This is a genomic window from Flavobacterium chuncheonense (assembly GCF_042686145.1).
GTDB classification, from domain to species: Bacteria; Bacteroidota; Bacteroidia; order Flavobacteriales; family Flavobacteriaceae; genus Flavobacterium; species Flavobacterium chuncheonense.
Map to the genome: position 1 here is coordinate 211642 of NZ_JBHUPC010000006.1, position 26524 is coordinate 238165.

The following is a 26524-nucleotide window of genomic DNA, read 5'->3' on the forward strand; positions in this document are numbered from 1 at the left end:
TAAATAAGAAAATTTTTCGGTGTAGGGTATTACAAATTTAACCAATATTTACTTGATTTTAAGTGTTTTAAATATTAAATATTCATGATTAATTTTTTAAAGAAATGTGTCTTATAAAAAATCCCTGTTTTTAAACAGGGATTTTAATTTATTCAATAATTAACTTCTTTCGCGATATATTTTTGTAATTACTTATGATTTCTATAGCATAGATTCCAGTTTGTAATTCATTTAGATAAATTATTTCCTGTGATGTATTCAGTCCATTCCTATGAAGTACTTTTTTTCCCAGAACATTATATACAGTAATTGATTCTATATGTTCACCAGTATTGTTTGATGAAATTGTAATCACATTTTTGGCTGGATTTGGATAAATATTAAATATTTTATTTTCAAAAGCATTGCTAGATAAAGCAGCTACAAATTCTGTGTTAAAAGTGTTTGTTATTATCGGAGGATTATAATCAAAATAAATTGATGCCGTATTAGGTATAATGTCTCCTACAGTATAACCATTTTTGGGTTTAATTTTAAAACAGATGTATCCTTTTCCTATAGAAGTGTTTTGTACCGAAACAGGTAACATTATGTTGTCCATAGTCCATGTTAAATTATTATTTACTCGGTCCATTGTATACTCATGACTTGCATCAACCATTTTGATAGATGTTTCGTCAAGCTTTGTATCGAGAACATCATTGACTTTAATGTTTATAGCACTAGCATTTCCAGTATTTTCAAAACGTATGGTGTAAAATAAATAATCGGCAGAAGTGAAGGAACTGTGGAGAATTTTTTCTCCATGAGCTTCCATTTTATCATTTGGATCGTATGCATTTACAACCATTTGTGTAAGATTAAATACATTGTTTTGTTGGTTAATGTCTCCAGCAAGAGGAGTGATACTAGCTGTATTAGTTAAATTTTGACCTGCATTTACAGTTGGTACAGAAGGTATTTGCATAATAATATCAAAACTTCTTGTTTCAAAGGGAGTAAGATTAGAATATGAATATGAAAAACCATTTACGGTTGGGATTGTTCCTGCTTGTCCTATGGACGTAATAGTAACACTAGGATCATTATTGAATGAAAGTATTCCTGAAACCGTTTGATTGCCTAAATTGGAATAAACTACTTTGTTAGTATAGGTGAATCCAGGTCGTGGAGCATTTATTGGAATAATCATTACGGCTACATCATTATAGACTTGTGTAGTTGTTATTGGAAAATTATAGATAGTAATTCCGTTATTTGCTATAATACTTACATTAGAATATGAAGGAGTTATATTGTTGTACATTGTAACATAAGCTGGATCTATTTCAAAACCTATATCATAACTATTACTTGAATTACTATCATAAATGTTATAAATCCCAGTTGGAGCTATTATATTATGTACCGTTCCGTTATTATTCATCTCATAATGGAATTGACCTAATGGGAAATTGTTTTCTCCAGTTTCTTGAGTACCATTATTATTTGTGTCCAAAAAGGCGTTTAATCTAATTCCGCTACATTCAATTGTTCCTTGTGAATTCCCTAATTCTGAAATTTTAATATAGCCTGATTGGTTACTGTAATTGGTAACCATAATTAAATAATATTGTCCTGCTTGAGCATTGGTAATTGTAGGGTACTCAACGGCACTTGATGAATAACTACAATTTACAATATAGTTAGGTGTTATTTGATTAACACAAGGTGATACCGGATCTGTAAAAGGGCCTAGTAAAACATAATCAACGTCTATATTGTTAGTTCCAATGTTTGGATCGGTACTTTGTTGAATCATCAAGTTTATAGTACCCGAACTACTTATCGGTAAATAAAACCATGTTGGATTTGGAGTTGTTGTTAAACATCCCAAACTCCCCGTACTAGGAATACCTATTGTATTTGGAAAAGCATTACCTAGAGCACCACAAAGTGAATTTGATAACGAGCAAACGGAAGCCAAATTACAATTTGGGAAAGTACTCAAATTGACGGTATAGATATTGTCACAATCATTGGTAACAGATTCTCTTACAAAGATAATAACAGCATTTGATTGTACGATTACATTGTATGCTGTAGGAGATAAAATAGCATTTTGCTCTGTTTGGGCATCTGTAAGAGATGTATAAAAAGCGATACTGTTTGTTGAGCTGATTTGTGCAGCAACAGTCGTTAAATCAAAATCGATATTTCCATTTCCATCAGTATCACATAGTTCGATAGGTATTAATTGTTGAACAGATGGATTGATATTAAAAACACTTACATTAAATGAGTTTATATAATAATTACCGTTTAGATTATTTGAGATACGACTATAAATTACAGTCGTTGTCCCGTTTGTTACGCAATAAGAAGCTGTTAATGAATTGGTATTGTTTTCTGCATCAGATTGAGAGGGATGATAGGTTATGGTATGTTCGTTAGGATCTAAGTTGGCTAATATGTCCAGATCATTTTGTGTTAAATCAAAACAGTATTGTGAGGCATCGGTACACATACTTAAATCTTGTGGTTGTCCACTTGGATTACAACTCAAAGTGGTAAAAGTGGTATAAACCATATTTGTAGTTTGAGTTGCACTACAAATAGGAAGAATTCCTATTTGCACTGTCTGATTACAAGTTAAACCATAGATGGTATATGAATTTGTTGTAGCAGTAAAGGTTTGACTTACTACACCGTTTATGCTAATTTCGATTTGCCATTCTGTGGCATTTCCGTTTTCAACCCAACTGTAATCTGCGGATGTTTCTGTAATATTAGAAACACTAATATTGCTTACAGCAGGACATGGATTGCACTGGACTCCTATTAATTCGACTAATCCACTTGTTGTTATACAGCCTGTAATAAGATCTTCTATAGTATAATGAACCGGAAGGAATGAATTTGTAGTTCCAGGTATAGGAGAGGAGGTATAACAGCTTAAATTGGTGATTGGAACATTAACTGTGCTTTGCGGATTATAGCTTTCGTAAAAAACAATGTCAAAATTAGTGTTACCTTGTGTTATAGTTGGGATTACTGTTGTTAAATCAAAACAAACCGAATTGGTTGTATTTAAACAACTGGTTGTAGTTACAACGGGTGCTATTGGTGGGCTATTAACTACTAGATTATAAGCAATAATTGTAGATTGGTTAGTTGTTGTATTTAGAAGATTAGCAAAAATGAGTTGTGGATTCGTAATGTTGGTATATGAGGAAGGTAATGAGTTCAAGTTGTTAACAGCATCGGATTGTGAAAGATGATGACTTATACTATAGTCATTAGGGCTTAGATTCCCTAAAATCTCGTTACTGATGGCATTTATGTCAAACATTTCTGCTCCATCATTGTTGGAATCACACAGAGAATTATTAATAGTTGGTGCATTCTGAGAAAAGCCAACCCAAGTTATCCAAAGTGCGATGTGTAAAAGTAATGTTTTATTCATCGGTTAGTTGTTTTAAAATCACCTTAAATATACACATTTTCAATTACATACGTTTTTTTTATTGTTTGTTAATAATAAAAAAGCCTCATTTTAAATGAGGCTTTTACTTTTAATATTTTCCGTTAAGGAGTTCGCCTCCAATAGCCGATTTGGCTTCAATACCAATTTTTTTCATCATTTCGTAAGTAGTACAAACGGCTGCAGAAGTTACTGGAATTCCAATTTCTTTTTGAATTTGATCAATTGCTTCTAGTGAAGGCATTTGAACACATGCAGAAGCTACTAAAACATCAACATCGGTTAAATCTAATTGTTTATAGATTTCTAATAAGTTTAATGGATTTTGGGCTGCAACTTCTAAATTATCAGGAATTTCAAGTGCAATACTTTCTTTAACCTTTATTCCTTGATTTTCTATATAATCAACCACCATATCCGTTAAAGGACGCATATAAGGTGTTATAATTGAAATTTGCTTAGCTCCTAATACTTTTAGTCCGTTAATTAATGCACCAGCAGAAGTTACAATAGGAGTAGGGAAGTCGTTGGCTACGGTTTCTTGGTGTAAGTTTACTTCAGAAACACAGTGATAACCTCTACCCATACTCATAATCGCTACCAAACAAGCATATCCCATAACATCTACATGGGCATCTGAAAGTTCTTGAGCACATTTTAAACTCATGGCATCCATTGCTTCCAATTCTTCTTTGGTTACTTTTTTCATGCGCATTCTGCTGCTATGAAACGTAAAGCGTTCTGGTAAAATGGTTTCACGAGAACGAAAGATGGCAGGTATTTCAGTTTCCATCGTTACGTTTGACGATGGTACAATTTGTCCAATTCTGTATTTTTTCATTTTAAATTTCCTTGACAGTGTTTACAATTGTTCCAATATTCTCTACTTCACATTTTACAACATCCCCATCTTTTAACCACTCTTGAGGCGTTCTTCCTGCACCAACACCCGCAGGTGTACCTGTTGCAATAATATCACCAGCTTCAATTGTAAAAACGGTACTAATATCTTCAATTAAATCGTTAATGTTAAATAACATGAATTTGGTGTTTGAGTTTTGTTTTTCAATACCATTTACAGTTAGCGACAAGTTTAAGTTATGTGGATTTTCAATTTCATCTTTAGTAACCAAAACGGGTCCCATAGGTGCAAAAGTATCTTGACCTTTCGAAACAATCCATTGTCCTGAACGACGACAATCACGTGCAGAAATATCGTTAATAACGGTATATCCAAATACATAATCCATTGCTTCAGTTTTAGGTACATACTTACCATCTTTTCCAATTACAACAGCAAGCTCAACTTCCCAGTCTAACTGGTTAGTTAATTTTCTGTTTAATAAAATTTCAGTATTGGTAGCCGTAACGGTTGTAGGTGGTTTTGAGAAAATAACGGGTTGTTGCGGTAATTCATTTGATGTGTCTAATGAACGAGCACTTTCGGCAACGTGTTCTGTATAATTCAATCCAATGCCTATGATGTTTTTACGTGGTTTCTGAATAGGAGCTAAAAATATAACTTCGTTCATTTCATAAGCAATTTCTTCGAAGAAATTTTCAGGAGTTTCCGCTATTAGTTCCGTTATTTCAGTTATGATTTCGAAGCCCATATCAATTAAATCCAACATATCGTTTGGTAATGGAAAATTAGAGATATCTCCAAAATCTTCCATGTCAATTACTTGATTGTTGTGTATAAATCCTAAGCGCGCTTCGTCGTTTTCCTTTGTTGTGTATGTTAATAATCTCATATTGTTTTGAACGGTAAGTGTTCTTTTATTTTTGTTTTAAATTTTTTGATGTCCGTTGTTTTCAGTATATTCTCTACCTTGAAACAATCCTAATGATTCAATAACAGGTAAATCGTTAAAATTAAACAAGCAAGCATCTTCTGTATCGGACAGATTATGATGTTCATGCCACGCCCATGATGGAACACAGAAAATATCACGTTCTTTCCAATCGAAACGTTTGCCGTTAATGATTGAATACCCTTTACCTTTGGCACATTGATAGACAAATGACCCTGTATGGCGGTGTGCCTTTCCTTTAAAACTAGCCGGAAGCAATTGCATAGCGGCTCCCATAGTTTGCATTACATGACCACCCGTTACAGGATTTGAATATTGCATTAAAATTCCATCAAATGGATTTATTTCATTCACTTCTAAAGCATCTAATAATGCTGGGTACACTTTTTTCCATGAATAAATAAATAATGGAGAATAAGGTTTGTCCCAAGTTTTATCTGCTGGAATTAAACCCGATGTTCCGTAGTTCATTGGAGAATAATTTAAGGGCTTTACAAGTTCTTGTTTACCATCATGTACAGCATAATCGTTTGCCTCAAGTGCATTTATAAGCGGAATATCTAAACCATCTTGCCAAATACACGTTTTTCCTGTAGCTTCAACACCATGTTCGTGCCAGGTTGAATTGGGAGTAATGACAAAATCGTTGACTTCAAGCATTATTTTATTGCCATCTACAACGGTATAACCGCCAGAACCTTCCATGATGAAACGCAGGGCAGAAGCCTTATGGCGGTGTGCAGATGTAAATTCACCCGGACGAGTTACTTGAATACCTGAATACAACCATCCAACGGCTGCAGCAACGTCTTTACGCTTATCATTTACTAGGTATACGACACGTCTTCCAGCTTGCTCCGGTGTAACCAATTCCGATGATTTTAAAACTAAATCTCTTAATTTATCGTATTCCCAAAGCATAGGGACAGATGTTGATTTTGGCTCCCAAGGCTCAATATCATTGGCAACTGTCCAAAGGGCACCTGCACCTAAACCTTCTAAGTCTTTATAATATTGTTCTAGTTCTGGAGAATCTTGTACTCTCGCTCTACCGTATATATCGTCTGAATATTTATTTTCTTCCATAATTAGCGTTTATTAAATTCTTCGTGATTATTTATAAAAGTAACTTTTCTGGTAGGAGCAGTATTGACTCTTAAATCGAATATGTCAAATCGGTTATAGTGACCTAATATATCATGCATTTGTTTAGGTTGGATACATTTTGCTAAATCGATATCAGCATAGATTATTCCTTCATCGTCAATTAAAGGTTCTCCAATTACAGCTCCATTAGGACCAATAAATCCAGAGAATGCTGAGTTTTTACGGGTTAATAATTCTTCAACATTTGGAACATCTGGTTTAAGTACATCCATGATTTCTTGTGAAATTGTTGAGCATGAAACAATAGTGAATAATTTCCCTTCAAAAGAATGGGCAGCTGCACGAATTTTAATAGCTTCTGCCATATTGTAATCAGGTGGAGCAACCGGTAACGAAATGTAATTGGCGATATGTATCAATTCACCTTGAGAAAGTAGGGTAAAACGTGCCAATGTATTAGTGTTTTCACCACAGGCTAAAGTTCCAATAGGACCAATCTCAGTATTATACACTTTTAGAGACGATCCATCACCTGAAGTCCAAGTTAATTTTTCAGCCCAAGTAGGGACTAATTTGCGATGTTTTCCTATTATAGTTCCCTTATTATCGATGATTAAATTTGTATTGTAAATTTCACCATAGCTATTACCGCGTTCGTTAATACCAATTACAATTTGTATATCATTATCGTTTGCAGCTTTGCATAATTTTTTAATATGTGGGCTAGTAATTTCTACTGAGTTCTTATACAATTCCTCGTACCATTTACTTCCTTCAACAGGTGTCATGATCCAATTCCAGTAAGGATATCCTGCTACAAAAACTTCTGGGAAAGCAATTAGTTTAGCACCATTATTTGCAGCTTCTTTTACAAAAGAGATGGCTTTATCAATCGTTTTTTCTACGTTTAAGAAAACCGGAGCCGTTTGTACTGTTGCTGCTTTAAATTTTGGAAATTCCATATTATACTGTTTGAATTACGAATTTATTTATTTTTTCTTTCATATCGTCATTGAATGCTTCAGCTTTTATTCCGTTTCTTTTTTCATTAAAAGCGACATTTACTAATGTTACTTCACCTTCTAGAACGGTTTGTTCTTTTTCATTAGTGAATTGAAAACCACAAATAACAGAGGAAGATTTTAATTCTTTTACCCAAAGTTTTTTGGATAATACTTCGCCTAAACGTGCTGCATTTTTAAACTGTATTTTTAAATCAACTGTTGGAATTCCGTTAGTTTCGTGCATTTTAGCAAATGGACGTTCAAGTGCTTCTTCAAACCAATCTTCAACAAGACAGTTGAGCATTTCTAAAAATCTTGGATAAAATACGATACCTGCATAATCAATATGTTGGAAACGAATTTTTTCTTGTTTTATAAAATATTTCATATTTAGTATTAACTATTAAAAATGTTTTAAAGTTACTTTTTAATTAGTAGTTTTTAATTTAAAACGTTGAATTTTACCAGTTTCTGTTTTAGGCAAATGATCGATGAAATTAATGACTCTTGGGTATTTGTATGGAGCAGCAACTTCTTTGAACCATTGTTGTATGGATTTTGCTAAATCTGAAGATGCAATAGTTTTATCTTTCAATACAATATTTGCACAAACTAACATTCCGCGTTCTTCATCGGGTAAACCTACAACAGCGCATTCCATTATGGCATCATGAGTTAGCAATACACTTTCTACCTCAATTGCCGCAATATTATAACCTGATGAAATTATCATATCATCTCCACGAGCTACAAACCAAAAATAACCATCTTCATCTTGTCTGAATATATCTCCAGTAATATTCCAACCATCTTGAACGTACTCTTTTTGCTTTTCCAAACGGTTTAAATATTTACAACCTGTAATACCTTTAACGGCTAATTTTCCTGGTTCTCCAATAGGTAACTCTTGGCCAAGATTATTTATTATTTTAGCTTCATATCCCAAAATTGGTTTTCCAGTAGCACCAGGTTTCATATTTTCCTCATTAGATGCGATGAAAATATGTAGCATTTCAGTAGCTCCAATTCCATCAATTATTTTGATACCGGTAGCATCGTACCAATCTTGCCAAACTTTTAATGGCAATGTTTCGCCAGCAGAAACACATTTACGCAGACTTGAAACATTGTATTCTTTAAGCTTTGTTGTCAATACCCGCCATGCTGTTGGTGCTGTAAAGCATATAGTGATTTTATAATCTTGGATAGCTTGTAATAAAGCATCTGGGCTAGGCTTTTCAATTAGAAAAGTTGAAGCACCGTAATACATAGGGAATAAAACCAAACCTCCTAAACCGAATGTAAATCCAATTGGGGGACTACCTGTAAAAATATCTTTACTCGTAGGTTGTAAAGAATATTGAGGGAAGGCCTCGCAGATATTCAAAATGTCTTTGTGATAATGAGCTGTCATTTTTGGAATACCAGTTGTGCCAGATGTAAATCCAATAAGTGCAATGCTATCCGATTTTGTTTCGTAATTGCTAAATGTTGTAGGTTTCCTTTGCATCAATTGCTCTAAGTCATTATTACCATAATAGGTAACTGACTTTAAAGTTTCTGCTGAAACAAGTTGCATTTCTTCGGCTAAATCAATGTCACATAAAGCATGTGTGATTTGTGCACAGTTTATAATAGTGCTTATTTCTTTTGAGCGTAACAACGGCATAGTTGCAACTACAATACCTCCTGCTTTTAGTACTGCATACCAACAAGCAACCATCATAGGGTTATTTGCCGAACGCAATAATACTCGATTACCGGGTTTTAAACCCAAGTTTTCTACTAATACATGAGCTATTTGATTGGATTTTTCATATAAATCTTGATAAGTCCACTTAGTATCAAATGTTTGAATGCAAGTGTTGTTACCATTACCTATAGCGATTTGATAATCCAACAAACGCTCAACACAGTTTAAGTGTTCGGGGTGTTGAAATTGCTTTAATGCAAAGAAATCGGTTTCTGGCAGCAAAGTCTGTTCGGGTAAATTATCGTGAGCAAAATTGTCTTCGTAATGTTTCATTTTTTACGTTGTTAAAAAATGTTTGATAGATTTAAAGTGTTTTTCTTGGCATCAAGCCATTTAAAAGGTCAACTATTTTTTTGATTAAGGCATTCTATTTTTGGAGTCGTTTTTCATTTTTATGTAAAACATTGAAATTCCATTTTAGGAACTTTTCAATAAATTACTTGTGACTTTCTGGTTTTAATGCTTTTTTCATGTTTTCAATCATTTTGCGTTCAGATGCTTTATATGGGTATAAATAGCTTATTCCTTTTTGATATTGTAATGGAATATCTGTAGCTTGATAATTTTCATAAGCTTGCATGTTTCGGACAAAGTTGGGATCAAGTAAAAGTGGTCGTCCTAGGGCTACCATATCGGCTTTTCCATTTAGGATAATTGTGTTAATCTGGTCAATATCTTGAATATTACCTGTCGTTATAGTAGGTACGTGAACAGTATTTCGAATTGCATCCGAAAAAGGTACTTGCCACATTCTTCCAACTTGTGGATTTTGATTGGAAACAGTATTGCCTGTAGAAACGTTTATAATGTCAGCACCTGCCGCTTTAAAAGCTTTTGCTGTTACTATTATATCTGCTTCAGTTATTCCATTTTCAGCCCAGTCTGATGCTGATAGACGTACCGACATCGGTTTGTTATCTGGAAAAGCAGCTCTCATTGCTTTGAAAACACGCAACGGAAATTGCAATCGGTTTTCAATATTACCACCAAATTCATCTTGTCTTTTGTTGGTTAATGGTGAAATAAAAGAAGCTAAAAGGAAACCGTGATGCGCTTGTAGTTCAATCATATCAAAATCAGCGTCATTGGCATTATGCGTAGCTTTAACAAAATATGCTGTAATGGTATCCATATCTTCAGTAGTCATCTCTTTTGGAGTAAGACTGTTTTCATTGAATGGAATTGAAGAAGCCGACATTAAATCCCATTTTTCTTCTTGTGACATTTCAAGCGTTTTCCAAGGTATCGCCACTGCCCCTTTTCTTCCTGAGTGCCCCAATTGAATAGCGGTTTTAGATACCGTATTTTTATGAATAAAATCGTTTATTCTTTTCCATTCAACAATTTGATTTTCATTGTATATACCGGCACATCCTAAAGTAATCCTTCCATTAGGTTCAACTGCTGTCATTTCGGTTGTTATGAGTCCAACACCTCCTAAAGCTCTCGTTGTATAGTGAATAAAATGCCAATCGTTAATCACGCCATCAACAGCACTATATTGTCCCATTGAAGCCATAGCGATACGATTTTGGATTTCCAAATCACGTAACTTTATTGGAGTAAAAGCTGGTGGAGTTTGTCTGTCAGGATTTCCAATTGATTCATTATAATTAGACAATACTTTATCGGTAAATGATTTGTCACGTATGCGTAAGTTTTCATAAGTGACTTTTTTGGAACGTGTCATACAACCAAAAGCAAATTGCATAAAACTGTGCTGGTTATAACGGTCCATGTTCTCAAACCAATCTAAGGATACTTTTGCAGCGTATTGAATCATTTCAACACGATTGCGTCTAGTTTTTTCATATTGTTCGAATGCTGCTGCAGTATCATTTTGATTTGCAACAACAGCATCAGATAGACCAATTGCACATTCCATAGCTAGTTTTGTTCCTGAACCAATGGAGTAGTGGGCTGTAGCTTTCGCATCACCTAAAAGCACGATGTTGTTCGTGTGCCATTTTTCGTTGGTTACATGTGGAAATTGACGCCAATGCGATTTATTTGTAATCAATCCGTGACCGTCTAATTCATCTTTAAAAATATTTTGAAGTTTATTGACTGTATCTTCTTCATTTGCGACTTCAAAACCTAATTTTTCGAAAGTTTCATTACTGCATTCGAATATCCAAGTACTTCTTCCGGGTTCGTATTGATAGGTGTGTGCAACGATTAAGCCTTCTGGTGTATTTCTAAAAAAGTATGTAAAAGCATCTAACGGTTTGGTAGAGCCCATCCATACAAATCGATTCTTTTTTAATTCAACCTCAGTTCCAAAGTCTTTTGCAAACTGAGTACGAATATTACTTCCAATACCGTCAGCAGCAACAATTATGTTTGAGTCTGAAAATTTTGAAAGGTCGTTTACTTCAGCTTCAAAGTGTAAATTAACACCTTCTTCGGTACAGCGTTGTTGTAACAATTGCAATAATTTCTTGCGCGAACAACCGCAAAATCCGTTTCCTGTAATTCTTACGATTTCACCATCACGAGCTACGTCTAAATCATCCCAATACGCAAAGTTTTTACGAATAAGTTCATATGATTGTGGATCACGAGTTAAAAATTCACTTAATGTTTCGTCTGAAAAAACAACGCCAAAACCAAAGCTATCATCTGATTTATTGCGTTCGTATACGTCGATTTGACAATCTGGGATTGCTTTTTTTGTTAATATTGAAAAGTAAAGTCCTCCGGGACCACCACCTATAACAGTTATTTTCATGTTTTGTATATTAAAAAGGCTTAATTCTTCTTATGAAAAAATTACCTTTTTTGAGATTAATCTATTTTAATAAATATTTGAAGTAATCAATTATGATTTTATTGGTTTCTTTTGATAGCGAAGATTTCTCCCAATTTCGAATAATTGGAACCGGCTAAGCGTGCTACTGGTTTATAGGTATCTAGATTGATTCTATTGTTTTCAGATAAGATATTGTCATCAATATGCATCGTTAGCACTCTACCTATAATAATACAAGCCCCACCATTTTTGTGGTTTTCAGTAAAATAATGATGTACCATTTCGCATTCAAAATGAACAGGACTTTCTTTTACTCTTTTTGGCTGTATGTATAGTGCATCTAAAGGAGTTAATCCAGCTAATTCAAATTCATCTATTTCGGGAGCTACACTTTGTGATGTAGCATTCATTTTCTCAACTATCTCTTCAGTTACCAAATTCACTACAAATTGTTTGTTGTTTAAAACATTATTTAAAGTGTCTTTGTTTTTATCGCCTGTTCGTACTGTTGAAAACATTACCTGTGGAGGGTCTTCGCTTACAACATTGAAAAATGAAAACGGTGCTAGGTTGTTAGTGCCATTTTCATCAACTGTAGCAATCCAACCGATTGGTCTAGGTATTACAACTCCGGTAAGTAATTTGTATAATGTAGCTGAATCAGTATTGTGAGTATTGAATTCCATGTGTTTTGATTGAATTTCCGCAAAATAAACAAATTATTGACAATTTTTTTATAACGAAACTTAAAAAATATTCAATTTTTTATTTTCTAACTAAATTTATTTTAAATGTTTTAGAAATAAAGTAATTGTATTTTTTATAAAAATTATTATATAATATTGGTATTAATGTAATTTTTGAACAACTTATTTGAGTTTATTGTAATTTATAATTGCTAATTTAATATATTTATGCAAAATATATATATATGGATATTATAGCTTGTCCTAAGTGTCAGAACAATGCAATTGTAAAAAGCGGAATTATCAAAGGAAGACAGCGATATTTGTGCAAATCCTGTTCGTACTATTTTACGGTAAATAAACTTGGTAAAAAAATAGATGATTATTATGTAACCAAAGCCTTACAGCTCTATTTGGAAGGTTTGAGTTATCGTGAAATCGAACGAATCATTGGAGTTTCACATGTTTCCATCAGTAATTGGGTAAAAGAATTTAAACTCAAAAAACCACCACATCCCAATTATCATCCTAGTTATAAGATATTTAAGCACGCTGAATTACTAGATTACTTAAAAAGTAAAGATCAATTGTCTGGGGCCGGTATGATTATTACGGAACTAGGCGATAAGTTTATGCTGATTAAATGGGAGCGCTTTAAAGATTAGCTATAGTGCTTTACAATTATATATATTATTTTTTTTTGGATTAACATATTTTTAGAATTTGGTCATACAAAATCAACATACAACCAAATTTAAAATTATGAAAAAACTAACACTTTTTGCTGGGCTTTTAATGACAGCATTCACCTTTGCTCAGGGTTCCCCTGATTATGGAGGTGGATTAAAAGTTAATCTCAATGAAGATGGTTCTAAGTATTTTAGAATTATTTCTTGGGCTCAAGTTTGGGCACAGCACAATTCGGATCGTCCACTAGACGCAAATGGCAATGAACAATCCGATTTAAATTTCAGTTTACGAAGAGCGCGTGTTTTAATGTATGCACAAGTGAGTAAAGATTTTTTAATCTTAACACATTTTGGACTAAACAGCTTAAATGCCGATAATATGAGTCCAACAGGAACTAGTGATGGGGCACAATTATTTTTTCATGACGTTTGGGCGCAATATAGTTTAGGTAAAAATCATGCTATTGGAGGAGGACTACATTATTGGAATGGTATTTCGCGTTTGAATAACCAAAGTACTTTAAATATTATGACTTTGGATAACCAAAGACAAGCATGGGCAACTTTGGGTTTATCGGATCAATTTGCGCGTCATTTAGGAGTTTATGCCAAAGGATCATTCGGGAAATTTCAATACCGTGTTTCGGTGAATGAAGCAGAAACTAATAATTTACAAGCAGGTACTACACCTGTAGATGGTGGTGGTGCAACGTATACAGGACGTCGTTTATTAGGTTCAAAAGATGCGGGTAAAGCTTATGCTGGTTATTTTGAATATGGTTTCTTTGACAACGAAAGTAACTTCTTACCTTATAAAGTAGGGTCTTACTTGGGGACTAAAAAAGTATTCAATGTTGGTGCGGGATTCTTCATGCATCCGAATGGATCTGTAATCGCAGATGCTAATGGAAATTTAAGAGGAGAAGATGTAAATATTTTTGCGGTTGATGCGTTTTACGATGCTCCACTAGGTACAAAAGGAGGAGCTTTGACAGCTTATGCTTTATATCAGAACACAGATTATGGTAAGGATTTTAGATTGGGGACAACATATGAGACTGGTTCAATGTTGCATGCTCATTTAGGGTATTTGTTGCCTTTAAAAATGAAATACAAATTACAGCCATACATTGCTTTTGATAACAGACAAATTGATGCTATAGATGATAATGCATCACAATTTGGAATCGGGACTAATTTGTTCTTGAGTGGACACAATTCAAAATTAACATTAGAATACCAATCGCTGAAGTATGCTACATCATCAAATGTAAATACAATAACACTTCAAGCAATGATTTATCTATAAAATCAATTTAAAATATTACAGTTATGAGTGATCAAAAAAATGCTACCGCATATTGGAAGGAAAACTTACGTTACCTTTTGATATTATTAAGTATATGGTTTGCCGTTTCATATGGCGCAGGAATTATATTCAAAGATGCTTTAAATGAAATCAAATTAGGTGGATTTCCACTTGGATTTTGGTTTGCACAGCAAGGGTCTATTTACGTGTTTGTTGTTCTAATTTTTGTCTATGTTCGATTGATGAACAAATTGGACAAGAAATATGGGTTTGACGAATAATTATTAATTTTTAAAAGAAAAAATCATGGATGTTCAAATTTGGACTTATATAATAGTCGGCATTACATTTGCTATTTACATTGGTATTGCTATTTGGAGTAGAGCAGGTTCTACAAAAGAGTTTTATGTTGCTGGAGGAGGGGTTTCGCCTTTGGCTAATGGTATGGCTACTGCAGCCGATTGGATGTCAGCAGCATCTTTTATCTCAATGGCTGGTATTATTTCCTTTGCGGGGTATGATGGGGCTGTTTATTTGATGGGATGGACTGGTGGATATGTATTGTTAGCATTATTGTTAGCGCCATATCTTAGAAAATTCGGAAAATTTACGGTGCCTGATTTTATCGGTGAGCGTTATTATTCAAAAACGGCACGTTCTGTTGCTGTATTCTGTGCTTTAATTGTCTCGTTTACATATGTTGCAGGTCAGATGCGTGGAGTAGGAGTAGTTTTCTCACGTTTCCTAGAAGTTGAAATTGAAACAGGAGTTGTAATCGGAATGATAATCGTTCTTTTCTATGCCGTTTTAGGAGGAATGAAAGGAATTACGTATACTCAAGTTGCTCAATATTGTGTATTAATATTTGCTTTTATGGTTCCAGCTATTTTTATTTCGATTCAAATGACTGGGCATGCAATTCCACAATTAGGAATGGGAGGAACTGTTTCAGGATCTGATGTATACTTGTTGGACAAATTAAATGGATTATCAACAGAATTAGGTTTTGCGGAATATACTGATGGTTCAAAATCTTTAGTTGATGTATTTGCTATAACATTAGCATTAATGGTTGGAACAGCGGGATTACCTCACGTAATTGTTCGTTTCTTTACTGTTAAAAAAGTTAGAGATGCACGTAAATCTGCTGGTTGGGCATTGCTTTTAATTGCAATTTTATATACAACAGCACCAGCGGTATCGGTATTTGCTAAAGTAAATTTAATAGATACTGTAAATGATAAGAACTACTCGGATATGCCACAATGGTTTACCAACTGGGAAAAAACAGGTTTATTAAAGTATGATGATAAGAATGGTGATGGAAAAATCCAATACTATAATGATAAGTCAAAAGATGAAGCTTTCCTTGCTGCAACAGAAGCAAAAGGTTTAAAAGGAAATGAATTAACAATCGATAATGATATTATGGTATTGGCAAATCCAGAAATTGCAAAATTACCTAATTGGGTTATCGCATTAGTAGCAGCAGGTGCATTGGCAGCCGCTTTATCTACAGCAGCAGGATTATTATTGGTAATTTCTTCTTCAGTTTCACACGATTTAATTAAGAAAATGATTAATCCAAATATTTCTGAAAAAGGAGAATTATGGGCAGCACGTGGAGCAGCAACGGTAGCTGTTGTAATCGCTGGTTATTTTGGAATTAATCCTCCAGGATTCGTAGCAGCAGTAGTTGCTTTAGCATTCGGACTTGCAGCAGCATCGTTCTTCCCTGCAATTATTTTGGGTATTTTCCATAAGAAAATGAACAAAGAGGGAGCTGTTGCAGGTATGATTGTAGGTATGTTATTAATGCTTTTCTATATGTTGAAATTCAAATTTGGATTATTCGACGGAGGAAAAGATGCAGTTGCAGGTTTAAAAGATTCTTGGTGGTTTGGTATTTCTCCAGAAGGTTTTGGTACTATAGCCATGATTGTAAACTTTATAGTTGCTTTTACGGTTAATGCATTTACCCCAGAACCTCCAGCTGATGTACAAGATATTGTTGAACATATTCGTATTCCTTCGGGAGCTGGAGAAGCTACAGGTCATTAATTATTCAATTTTAGTTATTTTTTATTAGATATTCTCTGCATTATTTATTGCAGAGAATATCTTTAATATATCGTTTTAAGTTGTATTTTTAGAAGCAACATCTTATATGAAAAAGAGACACCAACAAAAACTTGTTGTAGTGAGTTTATTTTTACTCATTAGTTTAAATCTTCCATTATTGTTATTGTTTGACAGTAGCGAAGCCTTTATGGGTGTGCCACTTTTTTATATTTATGTATTTTCTATTTGGATGCTTTCTATTATAGTTTCCATTATCATTGTTAATCGCTATTATGAATAGTATAGGTCTTGTCGTTATCTTATTGTTCTATTTGGTTTTGCTTTTTTTTATTGCGCATTGGGCTGAAAAAAAGGAGAATTTGAAATGGACCAATAACGCTTATGTTTATGCATTTTCTTTGGCGGTTTACTGTACGGCATGGACGTATTATGGGAGTATAGGAGTGGCAGCTAAATCAGGGTTGAATTATTTACCTATTTATATTGGGCCTGTTATTATTATACCTGCATGGATAATAATTTTGCGTAAAATTATTCGTATTTCAAAAGTAAATACAATTTCAAGTATTGCAGATTTTATTTCGTTACGATACGGAAACAGTCGCTTTTTAGGGGCATTAGTAACGTTGGTAAGTTTAGCCGCTATATTACCTTATATTGCTTTGCAATTAAAAGCTATTTCAGAAACTTTTCACGTGGTTACAGAAACAAAAGAAAACTCATTTGTTTTATTTGATACCACCACCTATGTAGCTGTAGCTTTAGCTTTATTTTCCTCTTATTATGGAACGCGTTATGTTGATGCTTCTGAAAAAAGAAAAGGAATAATTACTGCAGTCGCTTTGGAAAGTCTTTTGAAATTGATTTTTTTCTTAGTTATAGGGATTTATGTAACGTATTTTGTTTTTGATGGTTTTGAAGATATTTATCAAAAAGCTTCCGTTTTAGAAGGGTTTCATCAAAAAAATAGTATTGGGGGTTTAGAACAGGGTATGAATTGGTTTTTCTTGTGTATGGTCTCGCTTTTTGCTATTTTTTTATTGCCACGTCAGTTTCATGTTTCTATAGTTGAAAATAATAGAGAAAAACACATTAAAACAGCTATATGGTTATTTCCATTGTATTTGTTATTGTTTAACTTATTTGTGTTTCCTATAGCTTGGGGAGGAAATGTTTTGTTTGAAGATACCGAAACCAATGCAGATACTTATTCACTTTTAATACCACAGTTGTTTCAAAATAAAACCTTAACAGTTTTGGTGTTTTTAGGTGGTTTTTCAGCGGCTATATCGATGATTGTAGTTTCCAGTATAAGTTTGTCAACGATGTTGAGTAATAATATTTTAATTCCCTATACATTCTTAGGACGTTTGAAAGATGAAGAACAAGATGTAAATAACAAGAAAATTGTAAATATTAGAAAAGTTGGAATTTTCATCCTGATAATATTATCCTATTTTATTTATCGTTTTTTGGCTTTAGACTATAGTCTTTTCTCAATCGGTCTGGTTGCGTTTGTTATTATTGCGCAATTAGCGCCATCATTTTTTGGAGCGTTATTTTGGAAAAGGGGTTCGCGTTTAGGAGCAATTTGGGGAATAATTATCGGATTTTTAGTTTGTTGTTATACTTTATTAATTCCCTACGTAACAGGCATTTCAAATACCAACAATCAATTTGTAACGGAAGGACTTTTTTCAATTGACATTCTAAAACCTTTAGCGTTATTTGGGTTGGATTATCTTTCACCAATATCGCATTCCTTTTTTTGGAGTATGATGTTTAACGTTTTGACGTATTTCTCTGTTTCTTTAAGTTTTAAAGGGAATTATAGAGAGCGTAATTATGCCGAAATGTATGTGGATATTGATAAGTATAGTACCAATCATGAAAATGCTTTTGTTTGGAAAGGAACGGCTTACATTAGTGATATAGAGAAAGTTTTGGTTAAATTTTTGGGACAAGAGCGTACCCAAAGAGCGTTGCAACTTTTTTCAACGAAATATAATTTAGACAAAAAGCAAGAATTAGCAGATGCTCGTTTGATTAAATTTGCTGAAAATTTACTATCTGGACATATAGGTACAGCTTCATCTCGAATTTTAATTTCGAGTGTAGTTAAAGAAGAAAAAATTACTTTACCAGAAGTTTTAAAGATATTGGAAGAGTCCAATCAAACTATTATTACCAATAAAAAGCTGATTGAAACTTCAAATGCATTGCAAAAGACAACTTCAGAATTACAGTTGGCAAACAAAAATTTACAACTGAAAGATTTACAAAAAGATGAGTTTTTAGACACAGTAACGCATGAGTTAAGAACTCCGATTACGGCAATCCGAGCCGCAAGTGAAATATTAATTGAAGATGAAGAGCTTCCGGAAGATTTAAAAAAACAATTTCTTCAAAATATTATCTCAGAATCGGATCGATTAAGTCGTTTAATTGATAAAATTTTAGATTTAGAAAAATTTGAATCGGGCAAGCAAAAATTAAACATTCAGGAACATGATTTGGTTGAAACCATCCAAAAAACAATAGTTCCGTTACAGCAATTGATCAAAAACAAAGGAATTCAGCTCTTTTTTGAGAATAATAAAACTATAAAACTACGATTTGATGAAGATCGTATGATTCAAGTCGTGACTAATTTAATTTCGAACGCCATTAAATTTTGTCCAGATTATAATGGGTTAATTACCATAATTATTTTAGATAAGTACAATTATTATGAAATAGCGGTAATGGATAATGGAAAAGGGGTAAACCCAAATGATTTTGATAATATTTTTGATAAATTTTATCAGTCGAACAATCAAAATATTAAAAAACCCGTTGGTAGTGGGTTAGGCTTGGCTATTTGCAAGCAAATTATTGAATTACATAAAGGTAAAATTTGGGCTCAGAACAACAATGGTCAAGGCGCTTGTTTTACTTTTACACTATTAAAAAATGACAGTTTATAATAAAAATGCATGATATGAAGAAGATACTTATTGTAGATGACGAACCCAATATCATTATGACTTTAGAGTATACATTCAAGAAGAATAATTTTGAAGTGTATATAGCTAGAGATGGTCAAGAAGCATTGGATATTTTAGTAAATCAAGTTCCAGATATAATCCTTTTAGATGTTATGATGCCCAATGTTGATGGATATGCAACTTTACGATCTATTAAGGCCGATTCAAAACTAAATTCTTGTAAAGTAATTTTTTTATCTGCAAAAAATAAAGAAGATGATATTGCAAAAGGAATGGAATTAGGTGCGAGTGCGTATTTAACCAAACCCTTTTCATTAAAAAAAATTGTAGAAAAAGTTAATGAAATACTATAAATAACATACTTATGGATTACAACACATTTTATAATCATAGTATTGAGAACTCTGAAAAATTTTGGACCGAACAAGCCAATCAAATTGAATGGTATGCTAATCCCAATACTATTTTGGCTAAAGATGAAAACGATTACCCTATTTGGTATCCAGATGGAGAATTGAATTTATGTTATTTAGCACTTGACAAACACATTCAAGATGGTTACGGTGATGCCATAGCCATGATTTATGATTCTCCAGTTACCCAAACAGTAAAAAAATACACATTTCAACAAATAAAAGAACATGTTGCTAAATTAGCAGGAGGTCTTCAATCATTAGGATTGAAAAAGGGAGATACAGCTGTAATTTACATGCCGATGATACCTGAAGCTACTTTTGCTATGTTAGCATGTGCGCGCATTGGCGTTACACATTCTGTGGTTTTTGGAGGTTTTGCTCCACATGAGTTAGCAATTCGCATCGACGATTGTAAGCCTAGAGTAGTTATTACTGCTTCTTCAGGTATCGAAGTAGACCGGTTGATTGCCTATAAACCATTGGTTGATGAAGCATTTGAATTGGCCAATCACCGCCCTAAAAAAGTTGTGGTTTTAAATCGAAAACTTGGTGCAAGAGTTCCCTTTAAAAAATATGATGTCGATTATGAAGCGTTGGTTTATGGCTCTGAAGAAGCTAGTTGCGTTGCTTTACCCGCTACCCATCCAAGTTATGTATTATATACATCAGGAACAACTGGAAAACCAAAAGGAATAGTTCGCGATACTGGAGGTTATGCTGTAGCTTTAAAATATGCGATGACGTGTATTTATGATGCAAAGCCAGGTGAAGTTTTTTGGGCTGCCTCAGACGTTGGTTGGGTTGTAGGTCATAGTTTTATTACTTATGGGCCGCTTATCAATCGTAATACAACAGTTGTTTTTGAAGGCAAGCCAATAAAAACACCAGATGCTTCAACTTTTTGGCGTGTTATTGCAAAGCATAAAGTTAGTATAATGTTTACAGCACCAACTGCAATTCGAGCAATCAAGAAAGAAGATCCGAATGGTGATTTCATAAAACAGTATGATTTATCAAGCTTAAGAATTCAATTTTTAGCGGGAGAACGTTGTGATGTAGCTACACTTGAATGGTATCAACAACATATACCAATTCCTGCAATCGATCACTGGTGGCAAACAGAATCAGGATGGCCAATGATTGCTAACATGATGGGTATTGAAACACTTCCTATAAAAGCGGGTTCAGCGGGGAAAGCTGTTGCAGGTTATGATATTCGAATATTTGATGAATCGGGCGAAGAGGTGGCAGCTGAAACTGAAGGATATGTTGTGATAAAACTTCCTTTGCCTCCTGGAACGTTAATGGATATTTGGAATGACAATGCTCGTTTTCAAGCGGGATATTTAGCTAAATTCCCAGGATACTATTTTTCTGGCGATGGAGGGTATAAAGATCAAGAAGGTTATATCTACATTACAGGTAGGGTAGATGATGTAATTAATGTTGCTGGACATCGACTGTCTACTGCGGAAATGGAAGAAATAGTAGCTTCACATTCTGCAGTTGCTGAATGTGCAGTTATAGGAATAGAGGATGCTTTGAAAGGGCAAATTCCTTTGGCTTTGGTGGTTACAAAAAGTGGTGAAACAATTGAAAAATTCCAATTGGAACATGAAGTTGTAAAATTAGTTCGTGAGAAAATTGGAGCTGTCGCTAGTTTGCGTACCGTTTTAGTCGTAGACCGTTTGCCAAAAACGCGTTCGGGTAAAATTTTGCGTAAATTGTTACGAAATATTGCCGATGGTGTTGATTTTCAAATACCTTCAACAATTGATGATCCAGCAATTATTGAAGAAGTAGCTTATAATTTTAAAATTAATAAAATAGGTGTTTTTAATAGATAAACTATATTAATTTTGCAACAAAAAGATATTTACTTGATATAAGAATGTTTATATTTACGATAAGAATAAAAAATAAAATACGAGAATAGAATGAGCTATTATAAGATAAAAGATTTAGAGAATTATTTTAAAATGTATAAAAAATCGGTTAGAGAACCCCGAAAGTTTTGGGATAAAATTGCCGATGAAGAATTCACCTGGTATCAAAAATGGGATAAAGTATTTGAGTACGATATGCAAGAAGCAAAATTCCAATGGTTTTTGAATGCTAAAGTGAACATCACTAAAAACTGTATCGATCGTCATTTAAATAAGAGAGGAGATAAGACCGCTATTATTTTTGAGCCAAATAATCCAGATGAAGCTGCACAACATATAAGTTATAATGAATTGTATGCACGAGTTTCAAAAATGGCTAATGTGTTGCAAGAACAAGGTATTAAAAAAGGAGATCGCGTTTGTATTTACCTTCCGATGATACCAGAACTTGCGGTAGCTGTTTTAGCTTGTGCTAGAATTGGAGCCATACATTCTGTAGTTTTTGCTGGGTTTTCGGCTTCTGCTGTAACAGCAAGAATTAACGATAGTGAATGTAAAATGGTAATCACGTCTGATGGAGGATATCGTGGTAATAAAACTATCAATTTAAAAAGTATCGTTGATGAAGCTTTAGATAATTGTAAAAGTGTTGAAAAAGTTCTTGTTGTAAAAAGAACAAACGAAAATGTGAACATGAAAGAAGGTCGTGATATATGGTTACAACCTTTGTTAGATGTTGCTATGGCAACACACGTTGCTGAAATCATGGATGCTGAAGATCCTCTATTCATCCTTTATACATCTGGTTCAACGGGTAAACCTAAAGGGATGTTACATACAACAGCTGGATATATGGTATACACGGCTTATACATTCAAAAATGTTTTCAATTATGAAGAAAATGATGTGTATTGGTGTACCGCTGATATCGGTTGGATTACAGGGCATTCTTATATTTTATACGGACCATTATTAAATGGTGCTACAACAGTAATTTTTGAAGGTGTACCATCATACCCAGATTTTAGTCGTTTTTGGGAAGTTATCGAAAAGCATAAAGTCAATCAATTTTATACAGCTCCAACAGCCATTCGTGCGTTAGCAAAAGAAAGTTTGGATTATGTGCAACGTTTCCCGTTACAATCACTTAAAGTTATTGGTTCAGTAGGAGAACCTATAAACGAAGAAGCTTGGCATTGGTATAACGATCATGTAGGAGGAAAAAGATGTCCGCTAGTGGATACATGGTGGCAAACAGAAACAGGAGGAATTATGATTGCACCTGTTCCATTTGTAACTCCTACAAAACCTACCTATGCTTCGTTACCATTACCAGGTATACAACCGGTTTTAATGGATGAATTACGTAATGAAATTGAAGGAAACCAAGTTACTGGAAGTTTGTGTATAAAATTCCCATGGCCAAGTATGGCGCGTACTATTTGGGGAGATCACCAACGTTATAAAGATACTTACTTTACGGCTTTTCCTGGTAAGTATTTTACAGGTGACGGAGCTTTACGGGATGAAGTAGGGTATTACCGTATAACAGGAAGGGTTGACGACGTAATTATTGTATCAGGGCACAACTTAGGAACAGCTCCTATAGAGGATGCAATAAATGAGCACCCAGCTGTTGCAGAAAGTGCTATTGTTGGTTTCCCTCATGATATTAAAGGTAACGCGCTTTATGGTTACGTAATTTTGAAGGAATCAGGTGAAAGTAGAAATCAAGATAATTTAAGAAAAGAGATTAATCAATTAATCTCAGATCAAATTGGTCCAATAGCAAAATTGGATAAAATTCAATTTGTAAGTGGATTACCTAAGACCCGCTCTGGAAAAATCATGCGTCGTATATTGCGTAAAATAGCAGAAGGTGATTTTAGTAATTTTGGAGATATTTCAACATTATTAAATCCAGAAATTGTAGATGAAATCAAAGATTCAAAATTATAATCTCTTTAATTTAGTACTTGTTACGACGCCTTTTAGGAGTACCTAAAAGGCGTCTTGTTTTGTTAATACATCGTTAAAAATAACAATACCCTTACTGAAACTTTTATTTTTGAAAACAAACCAACCTAATTTATGAGAAAAACTATTTTATTGCTTTTAGTTTTTTCTGTTTTGGCACCTTTGAATCTTGAAGCCCAATCAAAGAAAAAGCGTAAAGCACAAGAAGAAGCTGCAAAAGCAAAAGCTCAAAAAGAAAAAATTGAAAAAGAAAAGGCACAAAAAATAAAGCCGTATGACAAAGTTATCACTAAAGAAGCAATTAGTGATTTGGGATTATTTACAACTCACAAAGTAAATGATAGCTATTATTTTGAAATTCCAAATACTCTTCTAAACAAAGAAATGTTGTTAGTAAGCCGTTTTGCAAAGTTACCTGCAGGTTTGGGAGGGGGATATGTAAATGCAGGTTCTTCTGCTAATGAACAGTTAATCGTATGGGAGCGCTTTCAAGATAAAGTTTTGATTAAAGTTAAGTCGTATAATGCGGTCGCTAATGATAGTTTACCTATTTCAATTTCAGTTCGTTCCAATAATTACGAGCCTACACTTTACGCATTTGACATTGCGGCCTTTTCAAAAGATTCTACAGCAACTGTTGTTGATGTAACAAAGTTTTTTAAATCGGATATTAAAGCGTTAAGTGGTTTAACCAATCAAATGCGTGATACCTACAAAGTGAAAGGTCTAGACCCTTCTCGTAGTTTCATCACTGCAATGAAGTCATTTCCAAATAATATAGAAGTAATACAAGATTTTACTTATAATGCTACAAAACCAAGTATGCTACCCGATACAGAAAGTATTAGTGTACAGATGAACCAATCTATGGTTTTATTACCAGAAAACCCGATGCAACCTCGTCTGTTTGATAGAAGAGTAGGGTGGTTTACTACATCACATTATGATTATGGAAGTGAAGCTTTAAAATCTGATAAAAAAACGTTCATCAGACGTTGGCGATTAGAACCTAAAGATGTAGAAGCATATAATAGAGGAGAATTGGTAGAGCCAATAAAGCAAATCGTTTATTATTTGGATCCTGCAACACCTGAAAAATTACGTGCGTATATTAAGGCAGGAGTAGAAGAGTGGCAAAAGCCATTTGAAGCAGCAGGTTTTAAAAACGCAATTATTTGTAAAGATGCACCAACACCTGAGGAGGATCCAGAATTTAGTCCTGAAGACATTCGTTATTCTGTAATTCGCTATGTGGCAAGTACAACTCGAAATGCTGTAGGACCAAGTGTATCCGATCCGCGAACAGGAGAAATTATTGAAAGTGATATTATTTGGTATCATAATCATTTACGATCGTATCGAAACCGTTATTTATTAGAAACTGGAGCAGCCAATCCTTCAGCTCGTACTTTAGAGACAAACGATGAAGATATGGGAGAAATGATGCAAATGGTAATTGCGCATGAAGTTGGGCATGCACTAGGTTTCCCGCATAATATGGGAGCAAGTTGCGCTTACGATGTAGAGAACTATCGTAAAGCCCCTTTTACAAAACAATTTGGAATTTCGGCTAGTATTATGGATTATGCACGTTACAATTATATTGCACAGCCAGGTGATGAAGGAGTTCGATATATTCGTCAAATGGGACCTTATGATTTTTATGCCGTCAATTGGGGGTATCGTGTAATTCCAAATAGTACAACGCCAGAAAGTGAGAAAGAAACTTTAGACAAATGGATTGTGGAAAAAGCAGATGATCCAATATACCGATTTGGAAATCAAATGAGTAGTTTTGATCCGCGATCTCAAACTGAAGATATTGGAAATAATTCTGTAAAAGCAAGTACTTATGGTATTAAAAACTTAAAGATTGTTGCTAAAAATCTCCCTAATTGGACGAGTAATGCAACTAATAACTATGAAGATTTAGAGGAGTTATATGGAGAATTATTGAGTACATGGAGTAGGTATATTGGACACGTTGTAACTCATATTGGAGGTGTTTATGAGGATTATAAAAATCCAAATCAAGAAGGTGTAGTTTATACTCCTGTTCCGAAACAAAATCAACAAGAATCCTTAGATTGGTTATTGAAAAATGCTTTTGAAACACCAGAATGGTTAATTGATAAAACTATTCTACAAAATATTGATTATACAGGTTATATTGAAAATGTAAGACGTCAACAAGTACGCCATTTAAATGCTTTAATGAGTATAGATCGTTTAGGTCGTATGTTTAATAATGAAATTTTAGATGCTAAGAATTATAAAGCGCTAGACTTCTTTAAAAACCTTCGTGTAGGACTTTGGAAAGAAGCAAATACAGGAGGCAAAGCAAGTGTTTTAAGGCGTAATTTACAGCGAGCTTATTTAGAAAGAATGGAGTATTTATTGAATGAAGATATCAAGAGTACAAACTGGCCAAATTATTATGATGTATCACAATCTGATGTGAAAGCATTAGTTCGAGGAGAACTAAACAGTTTGTTAACTATTTTGAAAACAGCTAAAAATACTGCTGGTTCAACTGAAATGCGTTATCACTATCAAGATTGTATTGCGCGTATTGAAACTACGTTAGATCCCAAATAAA

The 26524-nt window shown here is 33.8% G+C and carries 19 protein-coding genes; 10 read left to right on the forward strand and 9 right to left on the reverse strand.

Annotated elements, in window-relative coordinates:
- Positions 1–148: 148 nt before the first annotated feature.
- From ACFS5J_RS01225 to ACFS5J_RS01265, 9 genes are all read right to left on the reverse strand, one after another.
- On the reverse strand, positions 149–3445 hold the full coding sequence (locus tag ACFS5J_RS01225) for a T9SS type A sorting domain-containing protein (RefSeq protein ID WP_379810105.1): 3297 nt from the start codon (positions 3443–3445) through the stop codon (positions 149–151).
- A 109-nt stretch (positions 3446–3554) separates the two neighbouring features.
- Positions 3555–4304, reverse strand: coding sequence for a maleate cis-trans isomerase family protein (locus ACFS5J_RS01230; RefSeq protein WP_379810106.1), 750 nt, complete (start codon positions 4302–4304; stop codon positions 3555–3557).
- Between the two features lies 1 nt (position 4305).
- Positions 4306–5217 (reverse strand): fumarylacetoacetate hydrolase family protein, encoded by a 912-nt coding sequence (locus ACFS5J_RS01235; protein ID WP_379810107.1) that lies wholly within the window; start codon positions 5215–5217, stop codon positions 4306–4308.
- A 36-nt stretch (positions 5218–5253) separates the two neighbouring features.
- Positions 5254–6363 (reverse strand): cupin domain-containing protein, encoded by a 1110-nt coding sequence (locus ACFS5J_RS01240; RefSeq protein ID WP_379810108.1) that lies wholly within the window; start codon positions 6361–6363, stop codon positions 5254–5256.
- Between the two features lie 2 nt (positions 6364–6365).
- A complete protein-coding gene (locus tag ACFS5J_RS01245) occupies positions 6366–7346 on the reverse strand; it encodes a carbon-nitrogen hydrolase family protein (protein WP_379810109.1) in 981 nt (326 codons plus the stop codon).
- Position 7347: 1 nt separating this feature from the next.
- Positions 7348–7776, reverse strand: a complete 429-nt coding sequence (locus tag ACFS5J_RS01250; RefSeq protein WP_379810110.1) for an acyl-CoA thioesterase — start codon at positions 7774–7776, stop codon at positions 7348–7350.
- 39 nt (positions 7777–7815) lie between these two features.
- On the reverse strand, positions 7816–9414 hold the full coding sequence (locus ACFS5J_RS01255) for an AMP-binding protein (RefSeq protein ID WP_379810111.1): 1599 nt from the start codon (positions 9412–9414) through the stop codon (positions 7816–7818).
- 163 nt (positions 9415–9577) lie between these two features.
- Entirely contained in the window at positions 9578–11872 is a 2295-nt protein-coding gene (locus ACFS5J_RS01260; protein ID WP_379810112.1) for an oxidoreductase, read from the reverse strand.
- 98 nt (positions 11873–11970) lie between these two features.
- Positions 11971–12579 (reverse strand): flavin reductase family protein, encoded by a 609-nt coding sequence (locus ACFS5J_RS01265; RefSeq protein ID WP_379810113.1) that lies wholly within the window; start codon positions 12577–12579, stop codon positions 11971–11973.
- 245 nt (positions 12580–12824) lie between these two features.
- Here ACFS5J_RS01265 and ACFS5J_RS01270 point away from each other — a divergent pair, with 245 nt between their 5' ends.
- From ACFS5J_RS01270 to ACFS5J_RS01315, 10 genes are all read left to right on the forward strand, one after another.
- On the forward strand, positions 12825–13244 hold the full coding sequence (locus ACFS5J_RS01270; RefSeq protein ID WP_379810115.1) for a transposase-like zinc-binding domain-containing protein: 420 nt from the start codon (positions 12825–12827) through the stop codon (positions 13242–13244).
- 97 nt (positions 13245–13341) lie between these two features.
- Positions 13342–14577, forward strand: coding sequence for a hypothetical protein (locus tag ACFS5J_RS01275; protein ID WP_379810116.1), 1236 nt, complete (start codon positions 13342–13344; stop codon positions 14575–14577).
- Positions 14578–14600: 23 nt separating this feature from the next.
- Complete coding sequence (locus ACFS5J_RS01280; RefSeq protein ID WP_379810117.1) at positions 14601–14858, forward strand: DUF4212 domain-containing protein; 258 nt, start codon at positions 14601–14603, stop codon at positions 14856–14858.
- A gap of 25 nt (positions 14859–14883) precedes the next feature.
- Positions 14884–16638 (forward strand): sodium:solute symporter family protein, encoded by a 1755-nt coding sequence (locus ACFS5J_RS01285; protein ID WP_379810118.1) that lies wholly within the window; start codon positions 14884–14886, stop codon positions 16636–16638.
- Between the two features lie 106 nt (positions 16639–16744).
- Entirely contained in the window at positions 16745–16939 is a 195-nt protein-coding gene (locus ACFS5J_RS01290; RefSeq protein WP_379810119.1) for a hypothetical protein, read from the forward strand.
- Positions 16932–19625, forward strand: a complete 2694-nt coding sequence (locus ACFS5J_RS01295) for a sodium:solute symporter family transporter (RefSeq protein ID WP_379810120.1) — start codon at positions 16932–16934, stop codon at positions 19623–19625. The genes ACFS5J_RS01290 and ACFS5J_RS01295 overlap by 8 nt, the downstream gene beginning before the upstream one ends.
- A gap of 14 nt (positions 19626–19639) precedes the next feature.
- Positions 19640–19999, forward strand: a complete 360-nt coding sequence (locus ACFS5J_RS01300; protein WP_379810121.1) for a response regulator transcription factor — start codon at positions 19640–19642, stop codon at positions 19997–19999.
- Between the two features lie 11 nt (positions 20000–20010).
- On the forward strand, positions 20011–21909 hold the full coding sequence (locus ACFS5J_RS01305) for an acetate--CoA ligase (RefSeq protein ID WP_379810122.1): 1899 nt from the start codon (positions 20011–20013) through the stop codon (positions 21907–21909).
- 90 nt (positions 21910–21999) lie between these two features.
- Positions 22000–23907, forward strand: a complete 1908-nt coding sequence (gene acs / locus ACFS5J_RS01310; protein ID WP_379810123.1) for an acetate--CoA ligase — start codon at positions 22000–22002, stop codon at positions 23905–23907.
- Between the two features lie 132 nt (positions 23908–24039).
- Positions 24040–26523 (forward strand): zinc-dependent metalloprotease, encoded by a 2484-nt coding sequence (locus ACFS5J_RS01315; protein WP_379810124.1) that lies wholly within the window; start codon positions 24040–24042, stop codon positions 26521–26523.
- Position 26524 lies beyond the last annotated feature (1 nt).